This window comes from Winogradskyella ouciana (assembly GCF_965284585.1).
In the GTDB taxonomy this organism is placed as follows: domain Bacteria; phylum Bacteroidota; class Bacteroidia; order Flavobacteriales; family Flavobacteriaceae; genus Winogradskyella; species Winogradskyella ouciana.
In genome coordinates, this window is sequence record NZ_OZ260095.1 from 1,460,828 (window position 1) to 1,486,673 (window position 25,846).

Consider the following 25,846-nt stretch of genomic DNA (forward strand, 5'->3'; position numbering starts at 1 on the left):
CTTTTTTTATGACTTTTATTTGTCTAATGCAATCTTTCTATTTTCTGTCAGATCATCATCGAACGTCTCTGTTTCAGCAGCGACATCTGAACTGAATTTTCGTCTTGCCCACATTTTTAACTTCATACTTAGGAAGAATAAAATTGGGACAACAATTAACGTTAGGAACGTTGCAATGAGTAGTCCGTAAATAACTGTCCATGCCAATGGTCCCCAAAAGACAACGTTGTCACCTCCCATATAAATATTTGGGTTAAACTCTGAGAATAAGGTGAAGAAATTAATGTTTAATCCAATCGCTAACGGAATCAATCCTAAAATTGTAGTAATAGCAGTTAGCAATACTGGTCTTAGACGTGCTTTTCCTGCTCTTACAATGCAATCAAAGAGGTCATCAGTTGATAGGTATTCATCGTCTTCTAAATCTAGTTCGTTTTTCTTTCTATCTATAAGTAATTGCGCGTAATCCAAGAGCACAACACCATTGTTAACTACGATTCCTGCAAGAGAAATAATACCTACCATGGTCATCATAATTACAAAAGCACTGCCTGTAATTACGATACCACCAAATACACCAATCAAGCTCAATAATATGGCTAACATGATTATCGTAGGCTTAGAGATGGAATTAAATTGAAATATCAAGATAAAGAATATTAAGCCCAATCCTGTAAAGAAAGCTCCCATTAAGAATGCCATTTGTTTATTCTGTTCTTCAATCTGTCCTGTATAATCAATCTTGATATCAGATGGTAATCCTTCAAAACTTCTCATTTCATTTTGAATTTGGGTTACAATCGCACCTGCATCTGTATAGCCTGGAGCCAACGCTGAATAGACAGTTACAACACGCTTAGTATCCTTATGCTTAATAGCACTAAATCCTGAATTGTTTTTCTGACTTGCGACCGCAGATAATGGAATTTCCTTTATCTGACCTGTGTTATCCCTAAAGATGATATTTTGGTTGAATAGAGCGCTCGTGTTATACCTAAGGTCTTCATCAAATCGAACATAAATATCAAAATCATCGCCATCTTCCTTGTAAATTCCAGCTTTTGATCCAAATATGGAATTACGCAACTGGTCACCAATTTGTTTAGCAGAAACACCCAATTCACCGGCTTTTTCACGGTCGATTTCAACTTGCATCGTTGGTTTATCTTTGTTGACATCGATTTTAAGTTCATCAATTCCAGCAATATTTCTAGAGTTAATGAAATTTCGCATCTGCTCAGCAGTAGCAATAAGCTCGTTATAATCCTTGCCTTCTAACTCAATATTAATAGGCGCTCCAGCAGGTGGTCCGTTTGCATCTTTTTCAACTGAGATTAAAACACCAGGATATATTCCTACGAGAGCTTCCTGTACCTTTTGTCTCAATAACTCACTGTCCTCACCTCTACGGAACTTATATTCGCGCATGGATGCTGTAATTTTTGCTTTGTGAGGCATCTCAGCTGCAGAACCACCATCAGTTTGTGGATTCCCAGCACCTTCTCCAACTTGTGATACAGCACTTTCTACTAAAAAGTTTCTGCCATCATCCATATATTGATTTTGGTTGATAACATCGTAAACACGTTCTTCAATCTGTTTTGTGATAGCATTGGTTTTCTCAATTGCAGTACCTTCAGGATATTCTATATAAACAATGATTTGGTTAGGTTTGTTATCAGGGAAAAACTCAATTTTTGTTCGTTGCATGCCAACTGAAACACCGAAGGCTATAAATGCCGCAATCAAAAGTAAGAACGTACCTCCACTTAAAAGATAAGGTCGTTTTTTGGAAAGCGCACCAGTCAACATTTTTTCGTACCAGTTCTCTAGTTTTACCAAAGATTTATTCTGAAAATTGTTCGCCCATTTTCTAATGAAAAAACGGTATGCCCAAAGCATAATCGCTGTAAAAATCATTAGAGAACCCAATCCACGATATGGACCACCAAAAATGAGAATAAGCAAACCAATACCTGCAACAATAGCAGTGGTTCTTATAATTTGATTCAGAGGCATATCTTTATCTTCAATCTTCATGAATCGAGATACTAAAACCGAGTTAAAGAAAATAGCAACGAATAGTGAAGATCCTAATACTACCGAAAGCGTAATCGGCAAAATCTTCATAAACTCTCCCATTATGCCTGGCCAAAATGCCAGTGGCACGAAAGCGGCAACAGTTGTCATTGTTGAAATAATAATAGGAAATGCAATCTCTCCAATTCCTTTTTTGGCAGCATCAATTCTTTTCATGCCCTCATCTTCCATCAATCGATACACATTTTCAACGACTACAATTCCATTATCAACCAGCATTCCCAGACCCATAATCAATCCGAAAAGCACCATAGTATTTAAACTATAGCCGATAATGTTCAATAGCATCAGTGACATGAACATGGACATTGGGATAGCGAAACCAACAAAAAGTGCGTTTTTAAATCCAAGGAAGAACATTAAAACGGTAACAACGAGGATAACACCAAATATGATGTTATTTACTAAATCGTCAACCTGTCCAATAGTTACGGAAGATTGATCATTTGTAATCGAAACTTCCAAATCCTGTGGGAATACATTGTCAATGGCATCTTGAACAATAACTTGAATTTGCTCTGCAGCAGCAACCATATTTTTGCCGGCACGTTTTTTTACGTCGAGCATAACAACCGGCTTACCAGACTTTCTCGCAAAAGTAGTTTTGTCTTCTTCGTGAAATGACACTTCGGCAACGTCTTTCAGATAAATAGCATTACCATTTTCAGATTTTACTACGAAATTTTCAAGTTCTGATGGCTCTTCAATTTCGCCAATAACCCTTATGGTTCTTCTCTGTCCGCTAGCTTTAATGTTACCAGCAGATTGTGTTAAATTTCCTTGACTAATGGCACCCAAAATGTCATTGAAATTGACCTTCGCAGCCATCATTTTATAGATATCTACTTCAACTTCAACTTCTTTGTCTTGAGCTCCACGAATGTCTGCTTTCTTTATTTCAGATAGGTCTTCTATTTCATCTTGAAGATATTCTGCGTAGTCCTTTAGTTTTTCAACTGGATAATCTCCAGAAACATTAATATTTAGGATAGGCATTTCTTCAGAAAGACTCAATTCAAACACATCTGGTTCTACTTTTGCACCATTGAAGGTTGGCCAGTCTTCACCAGAAGTTTCAGAATCAATTTCATCTTTCACTTTTTGCTTGGCTTGCTCTACAGTTATGTTTTCATCAAATTCTACAATAACGATAGAATAATCTTCTTGTGATGTTGAAGTGATTTCCACTACATTACTTACCGTTTTGAGTTGGTCTTCCAAAGGGTCTGTAACGAGCTTTTCGATATCCTCAGCAGTATTTCCTGGGTAAACCGTGCTGACATAAATCTTGGTTTCGTTAACCTCTGGGAAATTTTCCCTTGGCATACTAAAGAATGCTGAAACTCCCAGAAAGAAGAACACAGCAATAAGTACATACATCGTGGTTTTATTATTAATTGCCCACGAGGAAAGACCAAATTCTTTTTCTGTGTTTTTTTTAGTTTTCATCTTCGATTCCATTATAAGTTATCACTTCTACAGATTGTCCGTCGCGTACACTACGCGCTCCTTCACTAATAATTTCTGCACCTTCTTCAAGTCCGCTCAATATTTCTATGACATCACCTTGCTGACGACCAGTTTCAACAATGACACGTTTAGCTTTGCCAATTCCATCAGAGCCTTTATTGTTAACGACATACACATACTGTTCGCCTTCAGCATTTTCTGAAATCACACTTTGAGGAATTAATAGTGCGTTTTCATTGGTGTAATCATTGATTTTTAAACGTGCGGTAAGGTTTGGTTTTACTGTATTGTTTTTGTTTGGAATAGGAATTTCTGCAGTAAAAGTTCTATTTGCAGGATTTATAAAATCGCTCACTTGGCGAACTTCAGTGTCTATAGTTTTTCCTAGTATTGGCAAATCTACTTTTACACTTTTCCCTACAGTAACGTCAGCTACGTAGCGCTCTGGTACTTCGGTCTCTATGTACATATTGTCTAGGTTTACAATACGCATCAAAGGTGTTTGTCCAGCAGCGACCACACTTCCTTGTTCTGTAATAACATCATCAATGGTACCGGAAAATGGTGCTCTAACTGTTGTTTTTGCTATTTGTCTATTCAATTGGTTGACGGCTTCTTGTTGTGATTCGTATGCAGATTTAGCCTGTAAATATTGAATTTCACTTCCTATATTTTGATCCCAAAGACGTTTCTGACGTTCAAAAGTGGTCCTAGCCAATTCTGCCTGAATCTGCAGCTGAGCAACTTGTTGACTTAAGCCACCATCATCAATTTTTGCTAAAATCTGACCCTTGCCAACTTTCTGACCTTCTTTTACATACACATTGGTTAAAATGCCATTATACTCTGGCGTTATGGTTAAAAGATCTTTCGTAGTTACGTTTCCTTGAAGTTCTAAAACGTGATTGAAGACTTCTGGATTGGCTTTAAACGTGGTTATTAATGGTACATTCTTGGTCGTGTCCATCGTTTTTATTTTGGCATCCAAAAGTTTTATTTGGTCATTGAGTGCTTGTTGCTCGTTTACAAGAGCCCCTCTTTTTTCACGAAGTGTTTTAAGGTCTCCGTTTTCAAGAACACTCTCTACAGAATTCTTTTTGTCGCCTGAGCAGGAAACAATTATAAGAGATACTAGGACTAATTGATATATATGTTTCATTATAATTGAATTTTAATTGTTGATTGGTGTGTTTAATATGGTTTCTAACTCTGCTTTTGCATTAATAACATCTAACATGGTTTGAAGCAGTTCTTGCTGAGCAGTATATAATTGTGTTTGTGCTTGTCTGAGTTCAAAACTTGAGCCAATACCTTCAAAAAATTTGGTTTGGTTTTTTTGCTCTATACGTTCTGCAAGAGCTAAGTTTTGTTTTTTGTTATCATAGTCTTCAATAGCAAATTTGTAGTTGCTTTTAGCTGTTTCAATTTGAAGGTATAGACGTTGCTCGGTTTCCGTTAGGTCGTCTTTAGACTTTTCTAAGTTAATCTTAGCGCGTTGGGTTGCAGCACTTCGTTTTCCCGAGCTGAAAATAGGAATGTTGAGATTAAGACCAAAACTTGAAAAACCAGCCCAATTCTGGTCATTATCAAAAAAGGTGAATTCATTGCTAAAACCAAGATATCCACCATTTAAATAGGCACTTAGCTGAGGTAGTGCTTTGGATTTTTCTAATTTTAATAGTAGTTCTTTTGATTTTCTGTCATTTGCCGCAATACGATAGTCTATGGTTGAAGTAACATCAAGCTCTTGACTTAGAATCTCTAAAGAAATATTTTCTAAAGTGAGGTTTTCAAGTGTATCTGTAAGCGTGGTATTGGTGTTATAATCAATACCTAAGGTTATGTTGAATAATTGATAAGCAATGCTTTTTAAACGATTGGCATTATTCAGGTTGCTTTTAAGGTTAGACAATGTGATTTGTAACTGCTCTACACTTTCTTGCTCTTCTAAACCATTTTCATAGATTTTGGTGGTTTCGTTTAAGTTTTTTTGAAGCACAGCCACATTACTTTCTAGAATTTTTACACTTTCCTCAGATAATAAAACGTTTCCATAAGCATTGATTACTGCCTCCCGTACCTCAAGATCAGTTTTAGTTTTGGCATTTTCAGAAATTTCCAAAAACACTTTTGCAGATTGAAGACCTACTAAATAAGACCCATCAAACAATAATTGATTTAAAGTAGCTGTTGCGTTAACGTTTTGCTTAGTGCCAAAAATAACTTCTGTAAACTCACCAGGTTGCCCTCCAAAAAATTCTGCTGGAACTAACGAGACTTGTTGCTTTAAATTATTTTGATAATTAATATTTGCGTCTAGTTGTGGTAAACCTGTGGCAGTTGTTTCCCATTTTTGTTGTTTTGCTGCTTCAATATCTCTAGCCGCATTCTTTGCCTGTCTATTATTTTCTAATGCGTAGTCTATGGCTTCTTGCAAGGTAAAACTTGTAGGTGTGTCTTGGGAAAAGACAACACTGAAGCACATTAGAAAAAGAAGGGTTGAAAGTTTTTTCATTGATGTTATGATTGATTTTTTGATATAAATTGGTTAAGAATTTTAACCCCTTTTGTTGTACAAATACCTCGTAAATGGTATTCTAAATAATATTCCATTAAGGTGTTCATTGAAAATGTTTTAAGCGGAAACAATTCTTGGTCTTTTAAAGTCACCATACCATTAAAGTAGATTCTAGATATAAAATCAATATTTATAGTGTCTCTATATAAACCTTGTTCTAGTCCACGCTTTAAATTATCAGTAACACATTCTTGCATCACTTCAAATTGCTTGGATTTTAGCGTAGCAAAAATTTTGGGATAATATTTTTGTAATTGATATTGTGGTGAAGACTTTTCGTTTTTAAGGTGCTCCATCACAAACTGCTTAATGTCAAAAATTTCTTCAATGGGATTTTTTTCTAACGCAAAAATACAGTCTATACCATAAGATATGGTTTCGAACATGTGCAATGTTGTTGCTTCAACAAGCTTTGTTTTATTAGGAAAATGGACATATATAGTTTTTTTTGAAATACCCATTTCACTGGCTATATCATCCATTGTCACACTCTTAAAACCGAAGTTTAAGAAGAGTTCTTGTGATTTGTCTATTATTTTTTCTCTCATAATCAGGCGCAAAAGTACGATAGGAAACTTTAAAAACAAAAATAGTTTCCATAGTTTTAATAATTATTTAACATTGGTATCATTAGTTTAAAATATGTTGAAAGCATTATTTTTGTTCTATGCAACATATAGAACAGTATCAGAAGTCTTTCATAACTTATATGGAAGGTTTTACCACAGATAAAGAACCAAATAACCTATACCAGCCTATTAACTATATCTTAAAATTAGGCGGCAAAAGGCTAAGACCAGTTTTAACCTTAATGACTGCAGAAGTTTTTGGTAGTAATATTAATGAAGCTATGGATGCGGCACTTTCTGTTGAGGTCTTCCATAATTTTTCATTGGTGCACGATGATATCATGGACGATGCTCCTTTGCGAAGAGGAAAAGAAACCGTTCATGAAAAATGGGATTTAAACACAGGTATTCTGTCTGGTGATGCCATGTTGATTTTGGCTTATCAGCTATTTGAGAATTATGAACCAAAAACATTCCAGGCCTTAGCAAAATTATTCAGTAAAACAGCATTGGAAGTTTGTGAAGGCCAACAATACGATATTGATTTTGAAACCCGAAATGATGTTACCATACCAGAATATCTGAAAATGATTGAGTATAAAACAGCTGTTTTGGTCGGTGCCGCTATGAAAATGGGTGCAATTGTGGCCGAAGCTTCAAATGAAAATCAGGATGCCATATATGATTTTGGGCGTTATTTAGGCATCGCCTTTCAACTGCAAGATGATTATTTAGATGCTTTTGGTAATCCCGAAACGTTTGGGAAACAAGTTGGTGGCGATATTTTAGAAAATAAAAAAACATACCTCTATCTAAAAACATTAGAGCTTGGCACTGAAACGGAGAAAGTGAACCTAATAGAATTTATGAATAGTGATACCCTTTCTAACGACGCCAAAGTGAAGCAGGTTAAAACGGTATTTAAAACTTCTGGTGCAGCCGAAGCTACGCAACTTGCCGTAAAAGGTTATACAAACAAAGCTTTTGAAATCTTAAAAACATTGAACATATCAGAAGACAAAAAGCAACTGCTTAGAGCGTTTGGCGAGCAACTAATGAACAGAAATGTGTAATGACGTTATCATCAAGTTTTGAAGATTTAATCGCTGAGGCTAATTCGCTCAACCTCTACAATAAGCTAATAATACAATTAAATAAAGATTTATTATTGGCCAATGTGGATTTGGAATTTGATGAAGAAACTTTACCTACGAGTTTAAAGTTGGTCTTGCAAGAAACGGTATTTCACCTCATTCAAAATAAATTCTCAGATTATCTCAACTTGCTTTATCAAGTCGATGTTTCAGAAAAAAAGATTCGTTCCCTAAATGGTGAAGATTTAGTAAAACTTTCTGAAGACATTACGTTTTTAATTCTTCAACGTGAGTGGCAAAAGGTCTGGTATAGAGCTAAATACTAAAACCAAAACCGTAAAAAAGGCATCCAAGCTTGATTCTGTATGCTTTTGTCTTCGTCATAAAGTACATCATATCTAATGCCAAATGTTACATTGCCACTTCGGTAACCAGCACCTATAAAAAGCGCAGGATACCAATAACTATCATCTGCATTTGCTACAAACTGCTCGTCAAAATCCCGATTCACATATAGTTGCTCAAACTCTATTGAGAGTTGAAGTTCCCTATAAGGATTGAATAAGCCTATAATACTTCCTCCAATAACAGTGGATTTAAAAACATCGCGTTGCGAACTATATTGAAAATTAAGTCCAATTCCTGTAGAAACATACGTGTTGTGTCTATACAGAGCTGCAGGCGCTAAGGCTCCGCTAAAAAAGCCATCACCAAAGTTAAGTCCAACACCTCCGCCAAATTGCACGTTTTTCCAAAAGCTATCATCATCAACGGTGCTTTGGGCATTTAAGGAAAACACAAAAAAGCCCATTAGAAGACTATTAATAATTAATTTTTTAGCAATGATTTTTCTGAATTTTATCATCTCAATAATTCTTAAATCTAAATTGTTATAAATATAATAAAACCGTTACTATATCTAGTAAAAGTTGTATTTTTGAAGAAATTTTGTAGAAACGACAACGTCTCGTAAAAATAATGGATAAGTATTCCTTTCTCAACGCAGCACATACAGCATATTTTGCTGATTTGTATGACCAATACCTAAAAAATCCCGATTCTGTAGAACCTAGTTGGCGTGCCTTTTTTCAGGGGTATGATTTTGGTTCTGAAAATTACGGAATGGAAGGTGAAATTGTAGAGGGTGTCTCCACACAAATTCCGGAGCAACTTCAAAAAGAATTTCAGGTTGTAAAACTTATTGATGGTTATAGAAGTAGAGGTCACTTGTTTACTAAAACAAATCCTGTTAGAGCAAGACGTAAGTATGCACCAACTCTGGAAATTGAAAATTTTGGCTTATCTAAGTCCGATTTGCAAACTGTGTTTTCAGCCGGTGAGATTATTGGCTTGGAAACTGCTTCGCTCCAGAATATTATAGATCATTTAGAACGAATTTACTGTGACTCTATTGGTGTGGAGTATATGTACATTAGAAAGCCAGAAGAAATCGAGTGGATTCAGAAGAAGCTCAATGTTAATGATAACCACAGCAATTTTACTCCTGACGAGAAAAAGTACATTCTAAAAAAATTAAATCAAGCAGTAACATTTGAATCGTTTCTCCATACAAAATATGTTGGACAAAAGCGTTTTTCACTTGAAGGGAATGAATCTTTGATTCCTGCAGTAGATGCTATAATTGAAAAGGCAGCTGATGAAGGTGTGAAAGAGTTTGTTATGGGTATGGCACATCGTGGTCGACTAAGCACGCTTACCAATATTTTCGGAAAATCGGCAAAAGATATATTCAGTGAATTCGATGGAAAGGATTATGAAGAAGAAATTTTTGATGGTGATGTAAAATATCATTTAGGATGGACAAGTAACCGCGAAACCTATAACAATAAAAAAATCAATTTAAATATTGCTCCCAACCCATCACACTTAGAAACGGTTGGTGCCGTAGTACAAGGTATAACTAGAGCAAAGCAAGATAAAGAAGATATAACTGATGCTTCCCAAGTACTGCCAATAGTTGTGCATGGTGATGCGGCAATTGCTGGCCAAGGATTGGTTTACGAAGTGGTGCAAATGGCCAAATTAGATGGTTATAAAACCAATGGTACTATACATATTGTGGTCAATAACCAAATAGGGTTTACCACAAATTATCTTGATGGTCGCTCAAGTACATACTGTACTGATGTTGGCAAGGTGACTTTATCTCCTGTGCTTCACGTTAATTCAGATGATGCCGAAGCAGTTGTGCATGCAGCACTTTTTGCATTACATTTTAGAATGAAGTTTAAGCGCGATGTTTTTATTGATTTATTAGGGTACAGAAAATATGGACATAATGAAGGAGATGAACCTAAATTTACACAACCACTGCTATATAAAGCTATAGCCAAGCATAAAAACCCAAAGGATATTTACGCAGCAAAGCTCATAGCTGAAGGTATTGTAGACGAGGGTTATGTGAAGCATATAGAAGCCAGGTATAAGGCTAAGCTTGAAGAAAATCTCGAAGACTCACGTAAAGAAGATAAAACCGAAATTACTGCTTTTATGCAAGAAGAGTGGAAAGGTTTTGTTCGAGTTGATGAAGATGAAATGATGAAAACTGTAGATACTACGGTTTCAAAAAAGCTTTTAACAGATGTTACTAAAGTGATTTCTAATTTACCTAAGGATAAAAAATTCATTAGAAAAATTCAGCGTTTAGTAGAATCTCGCCAAACCATGTTTGACGAAGATCGATTGGATTGGGCAATGGCAGAGCATTTGGCCTACGGCTCACTTTTGGCTGAAGGTTTTGATGTTAGGATATCAGGTCAGGATGTAGAACGTGGTACGTTCTCACATCGCCATGCAGTCGTTAAGGTGGAAGACAGTGAGGAGGAAATAATCTTACACAAGAACATTTCCGAAGACCAAGGGCAATTCAATATTTATAACTCGTTGTTGTCAGAATATGGAGTTGTAGGTTTTGACTATGGTTATGCCATGGCTAGCCCAAATACGCTGACCATATGGGAAGCGCAATTTGGTGATTTTAGTAATGGTGCTCAAATAATGATAGACCAGTATTTATCTTCGGGAGAGGATAAATGGAAAACATCAAATGGATTGGTTTTGTTGTTACCGCACGGTTATGAAGGGCAAGGAGCAGAACATTCTTCCGCACGTATGGAGCGTTATTTACAACTATGCGCCAAAGACAATATGTTTGTAGCGGATTGTACTACTCCAGCAAATATGTTTCATTTACTACGTAGGCAAATGAAGGCCAATTACAGAAAACCTCTAGTGGTGTTTACGCCTAAAAGCTTGTTGCGTCATCCTAAGGTGGTTTCTACAGTAGATGAGTTTGCAAAAGGTAGCTTCCAAACATTGATTGATGATGAAAATGTTAAGGCTGATGAAATAAAGACTTTAGTTTTTATGACTGGTAAGTTTTATTACGATTTACTTGAGAGAAGAGAAGAACTTAATAGAGACGATGTAGCTCTGATAAGAATTGAACAATTGTTTCCACTTCCAAGTAAAGCAATAGAAGATACCCTAAAAAAGTATAAAAATGCTGATGATATAGTTTGGGCGCAAGAAGAGCCACGAAATATGGGTGCTTACAGTCATATCCTAATGCATATTGATGGTGCCAAAAATTGGAGGGTAGCGAGCAGAAGACCATACGGAGCACCAGCAGCAGGTAGTTCTTTAAGATCAAAAATAAGACATCAACAAGTTATAGATTATGTTTTTGATAAGAGCAAAAACAATCAAAGAAAAAATTAAAATAACTCAAATTAGAGCTTAAAATAATAAAGCATGATTTTAGAAATGAAAGTGCCTTCACCAGGCGAATCGATTACAGAAGTAGAAATAGCGGAATGGTTAGTAGAAGATGGTGATTATGTAGAAAAGGACCAAGCCATTGCTGAGGTAGATAGTGATAAAGCAACTTTAGAACTTCCAGCTGAGGCAAGTGGAACAATTACCCTAAAGGCTGAAGAAGGTGACGCTGTTGAAGTCGGAGCAGTAGTTTGTTTAATCGACACTAGTGCAAAACCAGAGGCTGATTCTACGACCACCTATAAAGGAGGCGACGAAGGTGGTAACGATGAAAATGTTGCAGAAGAATTAAAAAAGGAGCAAGAGCAAACACCAGATACAGGTGAAAAAGCACCTAATCCTGCTAACAAAACATATGCATCTGGCACACCAAGTCCAGCAGCTAAAAAAATCCTGGACGAAAAAGGGATAGAGGCAAGTTCAGTTTCTGGCAGTGGTAAAGATGGTAGAATTACTAAAGATGATGCTGTAAAAGCTACTCCTTCTATGGGAACACCATCTGGTGGAAGTAGAGGGTCGTCGCGCAGTAAAATGTCAATGCTACGTCGTAAAGTTGCAGAGCGTTTGGTCGAAGCTAAAAACACTACCGCAATGTTAACCACGTTTAACGAGGTTGATATGACACCAATTTTTGATTTACGTAAACAATACAAAGAAGACTTTAAAGCCAAGCATGGTGTAAGTCTTGGGTTTATGAGTTTCTTTACTCTAGCGGTAGTAAGAGCATTAAAAATGTATCCTGCCGTTAATTCTATGATTGATGGTAAGGAAATGATTTCTTACGATTTTTGTGACATTAGTATTGCTGTTTCAGGTCCAAAAGGATTAATGGTGCCAGTGATTAGAAACGCAGAAAATTTAACCTTTAGAGGAGTAGAATCTGAAGTAAAGCGTTTAGCTATACGTGCACGCGATGGACAAATAACAGTTGATGAGATGACAGGTGGTACATTTACCATTTCTAATGGTGGTGTATTTGGTAGTATGTTATCAACTCCAATAATCAACCCACCTCAAAGTGGAATTTTAGGAATGCACAATATTGTAGAACGACCAGTAGCTGTGGATGGTAAAGTAGAAATTAGACCTATTATGTATGTGGCATTATCTTATGACCATAGAATAATAGATGGAAAAGAATCTGTTGGTTTCTTAGTTGCAGTTAAGGAAGCTTTAGAAAACCCAACGGAATTGTTGATGGATAATGATCCAAAAAAGGCTTTAGAGATGTAGAGCAAAAAAACATAGAAAAAAACAAAAAGCGCAATTTTATTAAAATTGCGCTTTTTTACTCCTAACTAACAAGAGTAACTAACTAAAATTAACTAAAAAAATTAACAGCTATATTGGCTGAGATTACTATAATAGAGCTTATGATAAGAAGTATCATAAATATTCTATCCCTTTTTGCGGTATTATCTTTCATTGTTTGCATAAGACTATATTTTAATAAAAAAGCTCTGCGCAATAAGCGTGCCCAGAGCTTTTGAAAATTTAACCTGAGGCATTGATTAATAGCGATGTAAAATTGCAAATAATAATAAAGCCATACTATACGTAACCTTACGTATTTTTTAATTTTTTTCCAAGAAAAAGGCCCTGAGCCGAAACCCAAGGCCAAAATAATCCCCTAAGAACTAATTAATAGCTCGTTATTAACCCTTAATTAATAACAATGTAAATTTCAGAAATAAAACCATGTAATAATATACGTAACCTTACGTATTTTTAAGATAAATGATGTTGGTTCTCTTTTGCCCAAATAAGAAGACTATTTGGTGTTTTTTCAATTTCTAATTTCCTGATAGTGTTGCTCTTATGTTTTTCAACAGTTCTTGGAGATATAAATAATTCTTCAGCAATTTCCCTTGCGGTCTTGTTTTCGGTTATTAGTTTTAAGATTTTTAGCTCTGTTTTTGTTAGGGAGTTTAACTTTTCTGGAGCACTATCAACTTCTATATATGCTAAAAGCTCTGGACTAAAATAAGGTTTGTTCTTAATAACGGAAGCTATACAGTTTTCTATTTCGTCTAAAGCAAACTCTTTTAACACATAACCATAGATTCCTAGTGACTTAGCTTCGTTGTATATCTTCTCGTCTTTTTCAAAAGTAATGAGTACTATCTTGGTAGGGAGTTTACTTTTTTTACATTTTTCAGCAATTTGTAATCCTGTATAAAAAGGCATTTTAATATCTAAAATGGCAATATCAGGATTGTGTGCCTTTATTAAGGAGAGTGCTTCTTTACCATTTTTGGCACTTGCTAAAACGTTAAATTCTTTTTCAAATAAGTACTCTTCCAACCCTTTTAAAACCAAGGGGTGGTCATCTGCAATTATGATGGTTGGGTTCATTTTGCTATTAATTCAACTAGAGAGTTCAATATACTAAGAATCTTTAGGCAATGAAATATCTTTCAATTTTAAATACAAATACTTTTTTTGGTAGTCTATAATCGCCTTTCCTTTTTTTAATATATCTGCACCAATAATACCATCAACAGGATCCGCATTATGATTTATGAGTCCGTTGTTAACATGTGACAGGTTAAATAAAATCAATGCAACCCGATTTTTTTTCCACTTCCCTATTTTTAAATGGTTTGATTTAGAGATTTGCGTCAACATATCAGATGCACCAGCACCAACAGCTTTTATTTCAGAATCCTTAACCTTAAGATTAAAACGTTCAATAGCTTCAAACCCAACACAACTACTAGATGCGCCAGTGTCTAAAATAAACCGACCTTTAATACCATTGATAGTGGCCTTAATTTCAAAATGATTGGTTTTGGTGAGTTTCAACTTAATTTTTGAATAACCTTTATTAATAAGGAAGTCTTTTAGGGTTTCCATTTTTCAGAATTTATGTAAATATAACAAACGAATAATTTGCTAAACAATTACTTTTGCAAAATGATAATTACAGATACGCATACCCATTTATATAGTGAAGCTTTTGATGAGGATAGAAGCGAAATGATAACCCGAGCTATTGATGCCAATATTAAACGATTTTTTATTCCTGCCATAGATTCAACTTATACAGAAGCTATGCTTCAACTCGAAAAAGATTTTCCTGAAAATATTTTCTTAATGATGGGTTTACACCCAACACATGTAAAAGATAACTTTAAAGAAGAGTTGGCTCATGTTGAAGAGATGCTTGCCAAGCGAAAATTCTATGCAGTTGGAGAAATCGGTATTGACTTGTATTGGGATAAAACAACCTTAGGTATACAGATTGAGGCTTTTAAACATCAAATTAATTTGGCGAAGAAATATCAACTTCCTATCGTCATACACTGTAGAGAATCCTTTGATGAAATTTTTGAAGTTTTGGAAGAAGAAAAGTCTGAGGATTTATTCGGTATCTTTCATTGTTTTACAGGGACCTTAGAGCAAGCTCACAAAGCCATATCCTATAACATGAAATTGGGAATAGGTGGAGTGGTAACATTTAAGAACGGAAAAATAGATCAGTTTATAAATCAAATTGATCTAAAGCATATCGTATTGGAAACTGATTCTCCTTATTTAGCACCAAAACCCTATCGAGGAAAACGAAACGAAAGTTTCTATATATATAAGGTATTAGAAAAATTATCCGAACTTTACGGCTTAAGCAAAGAAGAAGTTGCAAGAATAACAACTGAAAATTCTAAAAACGTATTTGGTATTTAATATATGCAAAAACCAAAAATTCTTTTAATATATACTGGCGGAACAATCGGAATGATTAAGGATGCCGATACGGGAGCGTTAAAGGCATTCGATTTTAATAGTATTCTTACCAGAATACCAGAGCTTCGCTTATTGGATTGTGAGATTGAGACAGTTTCCTTTAAAGAACCCATAGATTCATCGAATATGAATCCGAAGTATTGGGCTGACATAGCAGAAATCATAAAATCCCATTATAAAACTTTTGATGGATTTGTTGTGCTACATGGCAGTGATACCATGAGTTATTCTGCTTCGGCATTGAGCTTTATGCTAGAAAATTTGTCAAAACCAGTAATTTTTACTGGGTCACAATTACCTATTGGTGATTTAAGAACGGATGCAAAGGAAAATTTAATTACTTCCATACAAATAGCATCTTTGCAAGAAAATGGTTTGCCAGTAATACAAGAAGTTGGTCTGTATTTTGAATACAAATTATATAGAGGCAACAGAACAACCAAAATCAATGCTGAGCATTTTGAAGCTTTTGAGTCCCTTAACTATCCACATTTAGCAGAATCTGGCGTACATATAAATGTCAATAAAGACTATTTATGGAAGTCAAAACCTCAAAATAATCTTATAGTACGTACAAAAATGAATACTAATGTTGGTATTCTTAAATTGTTTCCTGGAATTTCAAGACCAATAATTGAAGCGGTTTTAACCAGTAATTTAATAGAAGGTTTAATTTTAGAAACTTATGGTTCTGGTAATGCGACTACAGAACCTTGGTTTATAGACCTAATCAAAGAAGCCATTTCAAAGGGCTTATATATTATTAATGTAACGCAATGTGCGGGTGGTAGTGTTTCTATGGGACAATACGAAACCAGTTCACAATTAAAATCTATTGGAGTTATCTCTGGAAAAGACATTACTACTGAGGCAGCGATTACCAAACTAATGTATCTATTAGGGGAAAATATAGGACAATCAGAATTTAAGAGCACCTATGAAACTCCCTTAAGAGGTGAAATGTCCTAAAATTAACGGCTCAAATTTTAGTGTCTAATTTTTTTTTTGTTATTTGGCACACCGTAACTTTTACGAGAGTTTAGAGAGAGGTGGCCGAGTGGTCGAAGGCGCACGCCTGGAAAGTGTGTATACTCCAAAAGGGTATCGAGGGTTCGAATCCCTTCCTCTCTGCTTAGATTTTACGCATTTGTTACATTATTTTTTTTATCTTTAACACTTTAACTAATAAAATTAAGAATTAAGAACAATGAAAAGATTATTTTCTATCCTTGCCATTACGTGTTTAATGGCTGTCGGAACTGTTAACGCTAATACTACAACATTAGCTACTACAACAGCAACTGTAACAAGTGTAACTCAAGAAGCTGAAGAGACATCAGAAGATTTGAGTTTCCATCAAGAATTAAAAAAGCGTTTTATTGAAGGTGGCCCAGGCTTTATGGGTATTGTATTATTATGTTTAATTCTTGGTCTAGCAATAGCTATTGAGAGAATTATCTTTTTAAACCTTTCAACTACAAACACTAAAAAATTAACCCAAAATGTAGAAGATGCATTAAACTCAGGTGGTATTGAAGCTGCAAAGGAGGTTTGTAGAAATACAAAAGGTCCTGTTGCTTCTATTTTCTATCAAGGTTTAGATCGTGCAGACGAGGATCTTGACGCTGCTGAAAAAGCTGTAGTTGCTTATGGTGGCGTACAGATGGGACAGTTAGAAAAGAACGTATCTTGGATTTCTTTATTTATAGCATTAGCACCAATGCTTGGTTTCATGGGTACTGTAATTGGTATGATTCAGGCCTTTGATAAAATTGAGGCAGCTGGTGACATGCAACCGTCTTTAGTTGCTGGTGGTATTAAAGTAGCACTTTTAACAACTGTATTTGGTCTTATTGTAGCTATTATTCTTCAAATTTTTTACAACTACATTATCGCTAAAATAGATAGTATTGTAAATGACATGGAAGATGCATCAATTACATTGATGGACTTATTAGTAAGACACAAAAAATAAAAAATTATTATGCACAAAATATTAAAAATAGTTGCCGCACTGTTGAGTTTAGCTGGGATTGTATTCTTGGTTAGAATCATAGCTGCAGGTGATGATGCAATAAAGTCAGGCGAAGAAGCCAGTCTTGTTGATCCTATGGCTTATATAGCCTATATAATACTAGTTCTAGTTTTAGCTTTTGTAGTGATTTTTGTTTTAAAAAATCTATTCACAAATACTTCGGGCTTAAAGAATACGTTAATAGGTGTAGGAGCCTTTGCTGTGATATTGATTGTTTCATATCTATCGGCTGGAGGTGATCCGCGTCAATATGACCTACAAGATGGAGTAGCTACTAGTGCGCAGTCACAAATGGTAGGAGCTGGTTTAACAGCATTTTACATATTGATTGTTATTGCAGCATTAGCAATGATTTTCTCAGGAGTTAAAAAAATAATCAGTAAATAATATAGTATGGCAAAGAGATCGGCACCAGAAGTAAATGCAGGTTCAATGGCTGACATTGCCTTCTTACTTCTTATCTTCTTCTTAGTTACAACAACGATAGAAAAAGATAAGGGATTATTAAGAAGTTTGCCACCTATTGACGATTCTGAAGTAGAGCCTCCTATTATTAAACAGAAAAATTTATTTACCGTACTTGTTAGTCGTGATAACCAATTGCTCGTAGAAGAAGAGTTAATGGAGTTAAAAGACTTAAGACAAGCAGCAATAGACTTTTTGGATAATGGTGGAAGCACTAATGCAGAAGGAGAAACTTGTACTTACTGTAAAGGAGATAGAGACCCTGCTTCTTCGGATCACCCTGATAAAGCAATTATCTCAATGAAACATGATAGGGAAACCTCCTATGAGAAATATATTGAAGTACAGAACGAACTAGTTGCAGCTTATAATTTCTTAAGAGAAAGAGAAGCACAACGTTTGTACAATAGAAGCTTTCAGTCTATGTTGGAGGAAAAGGAGAAAAATCAATTTAGTAAGGATGAAAAACTCAATGAGCAAATTGAGGCCATTAAAAAGCTATATCCTATGAAATTGTCTGAAGCAGAACCAGATAAAAGTTAAAAAAGTAACAAATTATGTCAAAATTTAAAAAAGGAAAACAAGGAGACTTGCCAGCAATTTCAACGGCCTCCCTACCTGATATTGTATTTATGTTGCTTTTCTTTTTCATGGTAGCAACAGTAATGAGGGACAGTAGCTTAATGATTGAAAATATCTTGCCTGCTGCAGATCAGATAGAGAAACTTAAGAAAGATAGAACAGCTTTTATATATGCTGGTAAGCCGAGTAGTCAATTTAAACAGTTTGGTGATGAGCCACGTATACAGTTTAATGATGCTTTTATAGACGTTGACCAAGTTAAGCCAAGCGTTTTAGCAGCACAAGCTGAATTGGTTGAGGAATTACAACCTAAGTTTGTTGTAGGTCTTAAGGTAGATAAAGAGACGCATGCTGGTTTGGTATCTGATATTAAACAAGAGCTAAGAAAGGCAAATACATTAAAAGTAATGTATATAGTAAATGCAAAAGCCGAAGAATAATTACTCTTAATTTTATATAATAACGTCCTGAGGAATCAGGGCGTTTTTTATTTCATCTCATTTAAAGATTTTGTAGCTTTAGCTTATGAAACATACCATACTGCTTTTAACGGTTTTAATGAGTTGTTTTGGTATGGCCCAAAACAATGAGAATACTACAGATAAATCTGAATTGTATAAAAACTACAGAGAAGACCAGTTTTACGTTTCTATTACATATAATCTTCTAAACATTAAACCCAATGGCGTTAATCAAAATGGATTTTCTTCAGGGTTTCATTTCGGCTTTATAAGAGATATGCCTGTTAATGAAAGAAGAAATGTTGCTATTGGTTTGGGTTTGGGCTTGTCTTCAAACTCTTATAATCAAAATGTTTCTATACTAGAGACTAATAATGATATTTCATATAATATCATTGATGAAAGCGAGGTGAATGTCTCAAAAAACAAGTTCACTACCTCTTTGGTGGAGGTGCCATTTGAGTTTAGATGGAGAACTTCTACTGCAACTGACTACAGTTTTTGGCGAATTTATTCAGGGTTCAAAGTAGGTTACCTTTTTTATAATTCTACTAAATTTAAGAGTGATAATGGAGATGAAAAACTAACTAATGTTGAAGACTTTAATAAACTTCAGTATGGCTTAACCTTAAGTGTAGGTTATGGCACATGGAATTTTCATGTGTATTATGGACTGAATTCAATTTTTGATAATTCAGCAAAACTCAATGGGCAATCTATAGATATGAAATCCTTAAAAATAGGATTGATGTTCTACATTTTATAACCAGTAATTCATAAATACAAGTTGTGGAAACAACCCAGTAAACATGCCAATGATTAATTCTTGATTGGAGTGTGCTTTTAAATGCAAGCGAGACGTTGCTATAGCGCCAAGTACAATCATCATTAAAGCAATTGTACCATTGATATTAATTTGAAAATGAATACCAATAGCAATGGCAAACATAAAAAAGCCTGAAGCAGCAATCATGTGAATACTAGCCTTTACCTTAAATATTGCCATTATTAAACAAGCCATTGTAGAACATAAAATTCCAAGAAAAAAGAAGTATAGTTCTATTATCTCGTTGGAAGTTAAAACACGTAAAAGAATAAGGACAATTATAACACAATTAATCAGTAATGGTATTAACCTTTCTTTGGTGCTTTTTAAATAAATAGTCTCAACTTTATTAATAGTCTTTAATAAAAAGAAAAGCAGAATAGGAAGAATAATTGTAAGAATTACAATTGAAAAAATCTTAGCATTTCTTAAGGGTTCTGGAATATAACGTGGCGTTTTATGAAAATAAAACATAACACCAAGAAGTGGCATTATCAACGGATGAAAAACAAACGAGATACTTTTGAGAATAAAATCTTTCATCCAAATGATATGTTTTACTATAATTCCTTTCTAAGTCTTGCAACGGGAATATCTAATTGTTCTCTGTATTTAGCAACAGTACGTCTGGCGATAGGGTAACCCTTCTCTTTTAAAATTTTTGAAAGTGCCTCATCAGTTAATGGCTTCTTTTTATTTTCTTCTTCAATAACAGTTTCAAGAATCTTTTTTATTTCTCTGGTAGAAACTTCCTCTCCTTGGTCGTTGGTCATGGATTCAGAAAAGAACTCTTTTATAAGTTTAGTGCCATAAGGTGTATCTACATACTTGCTGTTAGCGACACGCGATATTGTAGAAACATCCATTTCTATTTCGTCCGCAATATCTTTTAATATCATTGGACGAAGTTTACGCTCGTCACCTGTTAAGAAGTACTCCTTTTGGTAGTTCATAATGGAGCTCATGGTAACAAAAAGTGTTTGCTGACGTTGTCTTACAGCTTCAATAAACCATTTAGCAGCATCTAACTTCTGCTTAATGAACATCACAGCATCTTTCTGTGCCTTGGATTTTTCCTTACTGTCCTTATATCCTTTAAGCATGTTATTGTACTCTCTAGATACGTGGAGCTCTGGAGCATTTCTTCCGTTTAAGGTCAAGTCAAGTTCACCATCAACAATTTTTATGGCAAAATCTGGCACGATGTGCTCAACAATTTTATTGTTACCGGCATAAGAGCCACCAGGTTTAGGATTAAGCCGTTCAATTTCTTCAATGGCATCTTTGAGTTGCTCTTCATTGATACTGAATTTTTGCATCAACTTTTTATAGTGCTTTTTGGTAAATTGCTCAAAGGCTTTATCGATTATCGCAGAGGCTAGCTCAACATCTGGGTTTTGCTCTTTTCTGCCTAATTGTATGCTCAAACATTCTTGAAGATTTCTAGCTCCAACACCTGCAGGATCTAGTTGATGTACAACTTTTAAAACTTTTTCAACCTCTTCTTCGGTTGTATAGACATTTTGTGTAAAGGCTAAATCATCAGTAATATCAGATAAAGAACGACGTATATAACCACTCTCATCTACACTTCCAACTAAGAAATAAGCTATTTCTTCTTCTTGCTCAGATAATCTAAATGTGTTTAACTGATTTATTAGGTGTTGGGTAAAAGAAGTTCCGGCCGCATAAGGGACACTTTTTTCTTCGTCATCAGAGCTATAATTATTGGCTCTTGTGCGATAATCAGGAATTTCATCATCACTTAAATATTCATCAACATTAATATCCTCAGCCTCTATGGTTTCACTATCATTATAATCTTCTGTATTGTCAAACTCGTCAAAGTTGTCTTCAGAATTGTCGGATTCTTTACCAGTATCCAAAGCAGGATTTTCTTCTAATTCTTGCTTTAAACGTTGTTCAAATGCTTGTGTAGGTAACTGAATCAACTTCATGAGTTGAATCTGCTGAGGTGACAGCTTTTGTGAAAGCTTAAATTGTAAATACTGTTTTAGGGCCATAAATCTTCTTGTTGATTATAAAAATAACGAATCTATTTGATTTATTATTCATTTGTCATACTGAGCGCAGTCGAAGTGCCTTTTAGCAATATTATGAATTGGGTTCAACTGCGCTAAGCCTAACAGTAAGTCTTAAAACTCCGCATTTTGAGGTGTGCGAGGATAAGGGATTACATCCCTAATATTACCCATACCTGTTGCGAACATAACTAAACGTTCAAACCCTAATCCGAACCCTGAATGTACTGCAGTACCATATTTACGTAAATCTAAATACCACCACAATTCTTCCTCAGGAATGTCTAAAGCTTTCATTTTTTCTTTTAACACCTCTAAACGTTCTTCACGTTGAGAACCACCAACCATTTCACCAATACCAGGAAATAAAATATCCATTGCTCTAACCGTTTTACCGTCTTCATTTAAGCGCATATAAAATGCCTTGATATTAGCTGGGTAATCAAATAATATTACAGGGCACTTAAAATGCTTTTCTACTAAGAAACGCTCATGTTCAGACTGTAAATCTGCGCCCCATTCTTCAATAATATATTTGAATTTCTTTTTCTTGTTAGGTTTGCTATTTCTAAGTATATCTATAGCCTCAGTATAACTAACACGTTTAAAATTGTTATCGACCACAAACTTAATTTTATCAATTAAATTCATCGGACTTCGGTCTGCTTGAGGCAATTTCTTTTCTTCGTCTTGCAGACGCTTATCTAAAAATTCTAAATCTTCTTTGTTATGTTCTAATACATAACTCAAAACTGATTTCATAAAGTCTTCAGCCAAATCCATATTGCCAGCTAAGTCCATAAAAGCAACTTCGGGTTCAATCATCCAGAATTCAGCTAAATGACGTGATGTGTTTGAGTTTTCAGCTCTAAATGTTGGGCCAAAGGTATAAACCTTACCCAGAGACATAGCATAAGTTTCGGCTTCTAATTGTCCGGAAACTGTAAGGTTGGTTTCTTTACCGAAAAAATCTTCTTTGTAATCAACCATACCATCCTCAGTCAATGGTGGGTTTTTTGGATCTAATCCGGTAACTCTAAACATTTCTCCAGCTCCCTCAGCATCACTACCTGTAATAATTGGTGTGTGCATATAGTAAAAACCATTGTCGTTAAAATACTTGTGGATAGCAAAAGATAATGAAGATCGTAATCGCATTACAGCACTAAATGTGTTGGTTCTGGTACGTAAATGTGCATTTTCCCTTAGGAATTCAAACGTGTGCTTTTTAGGTTGAATAGGATAAGTCTCAGGATCAGATTCACCCAACACCTCTAACTCCTTAACTTGTATTTCAACAGATTGGCCTTTACCTTGACTTTCTACCAGTTGCCCTGTTACATGTATTGCAGCACCCGTCGTTACTCGCTTTAAAAGGTCTTCATCAAAATTTTCAAAATCTACAACGCACTGAATATTATTTATAGTAGAACCATCATTAAGAGCAATAAATCGATTTGCTCTAAACGTTCTTACCCATCCCTTTACGCTAACATCTTGCAATGTCACATCTTGTGATAATAATTCTGCTACTGTTTTTGTTGTCATTTTTAATTATTTTGAAATACTAAGATAAATGTTCTAGTTGATTTTCTTGGTCATCTTCATTGTCATCCTCCGAAGGAATAATATCAATTGAAGGTTTACGCAACACTTCTTTGTTTGCAATATTACGCTCTAATGATAATAGAAGTGAAGGTAATAGCAACAAATTAGAAAGCATCGCAAATAATAAGGTTATAGAGACTAAAGCACCTAAAGCAACCGTACCACCAAAGCTAGAAATGGTAAATACAGAGAAACCGAAGAATAAAACAATGGATGTATAAAACATACTGACTCCTGTTTCCCTAAGTGCAGCATAAACCGATTTTCTTATTTTCCAGTGGTTAGCCTGTAACTCTTGCCTATATTTTGCCAAAAAGTGAATGGTGTCATCTACAGAAATACCAAAAGCGATACTAAACACCAATATGGTAGATGGTTTTATAGGCACACCAACATAACCCATTAAACCTGCCGTAACCAATAGTGGCAATAAGTTAGGGATGAGCGACACAATAATCATTCTAAATGAGCGAAAGAGGTATGCCATAAATAACGAGATAAGAAAAATGGCCAATGACAATGAAATGACAAGGTTTCTTACTAAATACTTTGTTCCTTTTTGAAACACCAGCGCCTTACCTGTCATAGTGACGTCATAACGTTCTTCTGGGAATAATTTATCAATTTTATTCTGAAGATTCTCTTGAATACGCTCCATTTTGTCAGTGCCAATATCTTTCATAAACGTAGTGATACGAGCATACTGACCTGTACTGTCCACAAAGTTTTTTAACAAATCTACATCAGATGATGAATTTTTAGCATAGGATAGAATAAAGCTGTTCTCTTGACTGGTAGGTAACTGGTAATACTTTGGATTACCATTGTAATATGCCTGTTTGCTATACTTCACCAAGCTTACTACTGAAATAGGTTTTGATAATTCGGGTGTTTCTTCAATTAATTCCTCGAGCTCGTTAATGCGTTTTAAGGTTGCCAATTTCATAACACCTTTTTTGCGTTTAGTGTCAACCATAATCTCTAAAGGCATAATACCATTAAACTCTTCTTCAAAAAAGCGAATATCTTTAAAGAACTGTTTATTCTTTGGCATGTCTTCAATTAAACTCCCAGAAATTCTTATTTGATTTATACCAATCATGCTGGCAATAATCAATACAAATGCGGTAACATAAATAGTGATTTTTTTATGCTTTACCATACGCTCCATCCAATCTACAAAACCACCAATCCAACGCTTATTGAGGTGTTCTAAATGGCGTTGTTTTGGGTAAGGCAGAAAAGTGTAGATAATAGGAATAATTAATAAACACAAAATGAAGATGGCCAGAATACTTAAGGAGGCAACGATACCGAATTCTTTAAGTAGCTTGCTTTCTGTTAAGATGAAAGTTGCAAAACCAGATGCCGTCGTAACGTTGGTCATTAAAGTAGCATTACCTACTTTAGTTATTACACGTTGTAGCGATTTTACTTTATTACCATGAGATCTTACTTCATGCTGGTATTTATTGATTAAGAAAATACAGTTAGGAATGCCTATAACGATAATCAAAGGTGGAATTAGAGCTGTAAGCACTGTAATCTCGTAGCCAAGCAAACCTAATATTCCAAAAGTCCACATTACACCAACACAGACCACGATGAGCGAAATAAATGTGGCTCTAAATGATCTAAAGAATAAAAAGAAGATTAAAGAGGTTATAAAAAGTGCGGCACCAATAAAAACAGGGATTTCATCAATAATATTCTGAGAGTTTAATGTGCGAATGTAGGGCATACCCGAAACACGAACATCTAATGATGTATTACTTCTAAACTCTTCGATTTTAGGCTCTAAGACATTTAAAATAAAATCTTTTCTTGCTGATGTATTAACAATGTCTTTCTTTATATATACGGCAGTACGAATCGTCTTTGTTTCGGCATTGAACAGAAAGTTGTCGTAAAATGGATACTTTTTAAACAGCTCTTCTTGTAGTATTTTTATTTGCTCTACATTGGTTATAGAATCCTTGATAAAAGGCTCTAAATCAAACTGTTCTTTTTTGGTGTTTTTTACAAGTTTTTGAAGATCTTTTATAGAAATTACAGTTTCAACTTCATCATATGGTTTGAAAGATTCTGCAAGGTCGTTCCAAGCATTAAGCTGTTTAACAGTAAACAACGTTGAATCTTTAACGCCAATTACAACGAGATTGCCTTCTTCTCCAAAAATTTCCAGAAACTCATTGTAAGCGAGGTTAACCTCATGGTCATCTGGCAACATATTGGCTTCAGTATTGGTAAAGCGCATATGTTTCCACTGCATACTAAAAAACACGGTCGCTGCAATAACAGTAATGAGAATAAAGATTTTGTTACGAAGAATTAACCTCGCAACAGCCTCCCAAAAACCTATAGTTAACAGTTTAAACATTTTTTAGTATCTACCTAAAATAAATAGTGTCACTTTATTTATTGAAACGAGCCGCAAAGGTAGAAAAAACCTAAGGAATTGTTATGTAATTAAC

Annotated in this window: 22 protein-coding genes and 1 tRNA gene; 12 read left to right on the forward strand and 11 right to left on the reverse strand. The window is 34.9% G+C overall.

Going from position 1 to position 25,846, the window contains the following annotated elements:
• Positions 1-15: 15 nt before the first annotated feature.
• The 4 genes from ACQ65V_RS06440 to ACQ65V_RS06455 are packed head-to-tail and all read right to left on the reverse strand — an operon-like array spanning position 16 to position 6,696.
• On the reverse strand, positions 16-3,549 hold the full coding sequence (locus ACQ65V_RS06440) for an efflux RND transporter permease subunit (RefSeq protein ID WP_430467306.1): 3,534 nt from the start codon (positions 3,547-3,549) through the stop codon (positions 16-18).
• On the reverse strand, positions 3,539-4,729 hold the full coding sequence (locus ACQ65V_RS06445) for an efflux RND transporter periplasmic adaptor subunit (protein ID WP_273290561.1): 1,191 nt from the start codon (positions 4,727-4,729) through the stop codon (positions 3,539-3,541). The genes ACQ65V_RS06440 and ACQ65V_RS06445 overlap by 11 nt, the downstream gene beginning before the upstream one ends.
• Positions 4,730-4,741: 12 nt before the next feature.
• The gene (locus ACQ65V_RS06450) at positions 4,742-6,085 is read right to left on the reverse strand and encodes a TolC family protein (RefSeq protein WP_430467307.1); all 1,344 of its coding nucleotides are present in this window, start codon (positions 6,083-6,085) and stop codon (positions 4,742-4,744) included.
• A 5-nt stretch (positions 6,086-6,090) separates the two neighbouring features.
• Positions 6,091-6,696, reverse strand: a complete 606-nt coding sequence (locus ACQ65V_RS06455; RefSeq protein ID WP_430467308.1) for a TetR/AcrR family transcriptional regulator — start codon at positions 6,694-6,696, stop codon at positions 6,091-6,093.
• A 119-nt stretch (positions 6,697-6,815) separates the two neighbouring features.
• On the opposite strand from ACQ65V_RS06455, the gene ACQ65V_RS06460 reads away from it, so the two are divergent.
• Positions 6,816-7,790: a polyprenyl synthetase family protein gene (locus ACQ65V_RS06460; protein WP_430467309.1), complete on the forward strand. Its 975-nt coding sequence runs from the start codon at positions 6,816-6,818 to the stop codon at positions 7,788-7,790.
• Positions 7,790-8,137 (forward strand): hypothetical protein, encoded by a 348-nt coding sequence (locus ACQ65V_RS06465; RefSeq protein ID WP_430467310.1) that lies wholly within the window; start codon positions 7,790-7,792, stop codon positions 8,135-8,137. The genes ACQ65V_RS06460 and ACQ65V_RS06465 overlap by 1 nt, the downstream gene beginning before the upstream one ends.
• Here the strand turns inward: ACQ65V_RS06465 and ACQ65V_RS06470 are convergent.
• A complete protein-coding gene (locus ACQ65V_RS06470) occupies positions 8,134-8,676 on the reverse strand; it encodes an alpha-ketoglutarate decarboxylase (protein WP_430467311.1) in 543 nt (180 codons plus the stop codon). The genes ACQ65V_RS06465 and ACQ65V_RS06470 overlap by 4 nt on opposite strands.
• Before the next feature lie 113 nt (positions 8,677-8,789).
• Here ACQ65V_RS06470 and ACQ65V_RS06475 point away from each other — a divergent pair, with 113 nt between their 5' ends.
• Positions 8,790-11,552: a 2-oxoglutarate dehydrogenase E1 component gene (locus ACQ65V_RS06475; RefSeq protein ID WP_430467312.1), complete on the forward strand. Its 2,763-nt coding sequence runs from the start codon at positions 8,790-8,792 to the stop codon at positions 11,550-11,552.
• A 33-nt stretch (positions 11,553-11,585) separates the two neighbouring features.
• A complete protein-coding gene (gene odhB / locus ACQ65V_RS06480; RefSeq protein ID WP_430467313.1) occupies positions 11,586-12,842 on the forward strand; it encodes a 2-oxoglutarate dehydrogenase complex dihydrolipoyllysine-residue succinyltransferase in 1,257 nt (418 codons plus the stop codon).
• 495 nt (positions 12,843-13,337) lie between these two features.
• Here odhB and ACQ65V_RS06485 read toward each other — a convergent pair whose 3' ends face one another.
• On the reverse strand, positions 13,338-13,964 hold the full coding sequence (locus ACQ65V_RS06485) for a response regulator (RefSeq protein ID WP_273290576.1): 627 nt from the start codon (positions 13,962-13,964) through the stop codon (positions 13,338-13,340).
• Between the two features lie 33 nt (positions 13,965-13,997).
• The gene (locus ACQ65V_RS06490) at positions 13,998-14,465 is read right to left on the reverse strand and encodes a retropepsin-like aspartic protease (RefSeq protein ID WP_430467314.1); all 468 of its coding nucleotides are present in this window, start codon (positions 14,463-14,465) and stop codon (positions 13,998-14,000) included.
• A gap of 60 nt (positions 14,466-14,525) precedes the next feature.
• Here ACQ65V_RS06490 and ACQ65V_RS06495 point away from each other — a divergent pair, with 60 nt between their 5' ends.
• The 8 genes from ACQ65V_RS06495 (at position 14,526) to ACQ65V_RS06530 (ending at position 19,662) form a co-directional block, all read left to right on the forward strand.
• Positions 14,526-15,293 carry a TatD family hydrolase gene (locus tag ACQ65V_RS06495; RefSeq protein WP_430467315.1) on the forward strand — a complete coding sequence of 256 codons (768 nt, stop codon included), beginning with the start codon at positions 14,526-14,528 and terminating at the stop codon, positions 15,291-15,293.
• Positions 15,294-15,296: 3 nt separating this feature from the next.
• The gene (locus ACQ65V_RS06500) at positions 15,297-16,322 is read left to right on the forward strand and encodes an asparaginase (protein WP_430467316.1); all 1,026 of its coding nucleotides are present in this window, start codon (positions 15,297-15,299) and stop codon (positions 16,320-16,322) included.
• A gap of 74 nt (positions 16,323-16,396) precedes the next feature.
• A tRNA-Ser gene (locus ACQ65V_RS06505) sits at positions 16,397-16,484 on the forward strand.
• A gap of 76 nt (positions 16,485-16,560) precedes the next feature.
• Positions 16,561-17,328, forward strand: a complete 768-nt coding sequence (locus ACQ65V_RS06510) for a MotA/TolQ/ExbB proton channel family protein (protein WP_155088783.1) — start codon at positions 16,561-16,563, stop codon at positions 17,326-17,328.
• Positions 17,329-17,337: 9 nt separating this feature from the next.
• Positions 17,338-17,775, forward strand: coding sequence for a hypothetical protein (locus tag ACQ65V_RS06515; protein WP_155088781.1), 438 nt, complete (start codon positions 17,338-17,340; stop codon positions 17,773-17,775).
• 6 nt (positions 17,776-17,781) lie between these two features.
• Positions 17,782-18,396, forward strand: coding sequence for an ExbD/TolR family protein (locus ACQ65V_RS06520; RefSeq protein ID WP_155088780.1), 615 nt, complete (start codon positions 17,782-17,784; stop codon positions 18,394-18,396).
• Between the two features lie 14 nt (positions 18,397-18,410).
• A complete protein-coding gene (locus ACQ65V_RS06525; protein WP_273290584.1) occupies positions 18,411-18,875 on the forward strand; it encodes an ExbD/TolR family protein in 465 nt (154 codons plus the stop codon).
• Positions 18,876-18,960: 85 nt separating this feature from the next.
• Positions 18,961-19,662 carry a porin family protein gene (locus ACQ65V_RS06530; RefSeq protein ID WP_430467317.1) on the forward strand — a complete coding sequence of 234 codons (702 nt, stop codon included), beginning with the start codon at positions 18,961-18,963 and terminating at the stop codon, positions 19,660-19,662.
• Here ACQ65V_RS06530 and ACQ65V_RS06535 read toward each other — a convergent pair.
• The 4 genes from ACQ65V_RS06535 to ACQ65V_RS06550 form a co-directional block, all read right to left on the reverse strand.
• Positions 19,657-20,265 (reverse strand): hypothetical protein, encoded by a 609-nt coding sequence (locus ACQ65V_RS06535; RefSeq protein ID WP_155088774.1) that lies wholly within the window; start codon positions 20,263-20,265, stop codon positions 19,657-19,659. The two genes, ACQ65V_RS06530 and ACQ65V_RS06535, sit on opposite strands and share 6 nt — an antisense overlap.
• A 17-nt stretch (positions 20,266-20,282) precedes the next feature.
• Positions 20,283-21,746, reverse strand: a complete 1,464-nt coding sequence (rpoN, locus tag ACQ65V_RS06540) for an RNA polymerase factor sigma-54 (RefSeq protein ID WP_430467318.1) — start codon at positions 21,744-21,746, stop codon at positions 20,283-20,285.
• A 132-nt stretch (positions 21,747-21,878) separates the two neighbouring features.
• Positions 21,879-23,312: an asparagine--tRNA ligase gene (gene asnS, locus ACQ65V_RS06545; protein WP_273290590.1), complete on the reverse strand. Its 1,434-nt coding sequence runs from the start codon at positions 23,310-23,312 to the stop codon at positions 21,879-21,881.
• A gap of 19 nt (positions 23,313-23,331) precedes the next feature.
• On the reverse strand, positions 23,332-25,752 hold the full coding sequence (locus ACQ65V_RS06550) for an efflux RND transporter permease subunit (RefSeq protein ID WP_430467319.1): 2,421 nt from the start codon (positions 25,750-25,752) through the stop codon (positions 23,332-23,334).
• Between the last annotated feature and the right edge of the window lie 94 nt (positions 25,753-25,846).

Coding starts and splice junctions, on each gene's coding strand:
- ACQ65V_RS06515 (WP_155088781.1), top strand. CDS start 17,338: ATGCACAAAATATTAAAAATAGTTGCCGCACTGTTGAGTTTAGCTGGG.
- ACQ65V_RS06470 (WP_430467311.1), bottom strand. CDS start 8,676: ATGATAAAATTCAGAAAAATCATTGCTAAAAAATTAATTATTAATAGT.
- ACQ65V_RS06530 (WP_430467317.1), top strand. CDS start 18,961: ATGAAACATACCATACTGCTTTTAACGGTTTTAATGAGTTGTTTTGGT.
- asnS (WP_273290590.1), bottom strand. CDS start 23,312: ATGACAACAAAAACAGTAGCAGAATTATTATCACAAGATGTGACATTG.
- ACQ65V_RS06535 (WP_155088774.1), bottom strand. CDS start 20,265: ATGAAAGATTTTATTCTCAAAAGTATCTCGTTTGTTTTTCATCCGTTG.
- ACQ65V_RS06520 (WP_155088780.1), top strand. CDS start 17,782: ATGGCAAAGAGATCGGCACCAGAAGTAAATGCAGGTTCAATGGCTGAC.
- ACQ65V_RS06450 (WP_430467307.1), bottom strand. CDS start 6,085: ATGAAAAAACTTTCAACCCTTCTTTTTCTAATGTGCTTCAGTGTTGTC.
- ACQ65V_RS06550 (WP_430467319.1), bottom strand. CDS start 25,752: ATGTTTAAACTGTTAACTATAGGTTTTTGGGAGGCTGTTGCGAGGTTA.
- ACQ65V_RS06510 (WP_155088783.1), top strand. CDS start 16,561: ATGAAAAGATTATTTTCTATCCTTGCCATTACGTGTTTAATGGCTGTC.
- ACQ65V_RS06525 (WP_273290584.1), top strand. CDS start 18,411: ATGTCAAAATTTAAAAAAGGAAAACAAGGAGACTTGCCAGCAATTTCA.
- rpoN (WP_430467318.1), bottom strand. CDS start 21,746: ATGGCCCTAAAACAGTATTTACAATTTAAGCTTTCACAAAAGCTGTCA.
- odhB (WP_430467313.1), top strand. CDS start 11,586: ATGATTTTAGAAATGAAAGTGCCTTCACCAGGCGAATCGATTACAGAA.
- ACQ65V_RS06445 (WP_273290561.1), bottom strand. CDS start 4,729: ATGAAACATATATATCAATTAGTCCTAGTATCTCTTATAATTGTTTCC.
- ACQ65V_RS06455 (WP_430467308.1), bottom strand. CDS start 6,696: ATGAGAGAAAAAATAATAGACAAATCACAAGAACTCTTCTTAAACTTC.
- ACQ65V_RS06460 (WP_430467309.1), top strand. CDS start 6,816: ATGCAACATATAGAACAGTATCAGAAGTCTTTCATAACTTATATGGAA.
- ACQ65V_RS06440 (WP_430467306.1), bottom strand. CDS start 3,549: ATGAAAACTAAAAAAAACACAGAAAAAGAATTTGGTCTTTCCTCGTGG.
- ACQ65V_RS06485 (WP_273290576.1), bottom strand. CDS start 13,964: ATGAACCCAACCATCATAATTGCAGATGACCACCCCTTGGTTTTAAAA.
- ACQ65V_RS06500 (WP_430467316.1), top strand. CDS start 15,297: ATGCAAAAACCAAAAATTCTTTTAATATATACTGGCGGAACAATCGGA.
- ACQ65V_RS06465 (WP_430467310.1), top strand. CDS start 7,790: ATGACGTTATCATCAAGTTTTGAAGATTTAATCGCTGAGGCTAATTCG.
- ACQ65V_RS06495 (WP_430467315.1), top strand. CDS start 14,526: ATGATAATTACAGATACGCATACCCATTTATATAGTGAAGCTTTTGAT.
- ACQ65V_RS06490 (WP_430467314.1), bottom strand. CDS start 14,465: ATGGAAACCCTAAAAGACTTCCTTATTAATAAAGGTTATTCAAAAATT.
- ACQ65V_RS06475 (WP_430467312.1), top strand. CDS start 8,790: ATGGATAAGTATTCCTTTCTCAACGCAGCACATACAGCATATTTTGCT.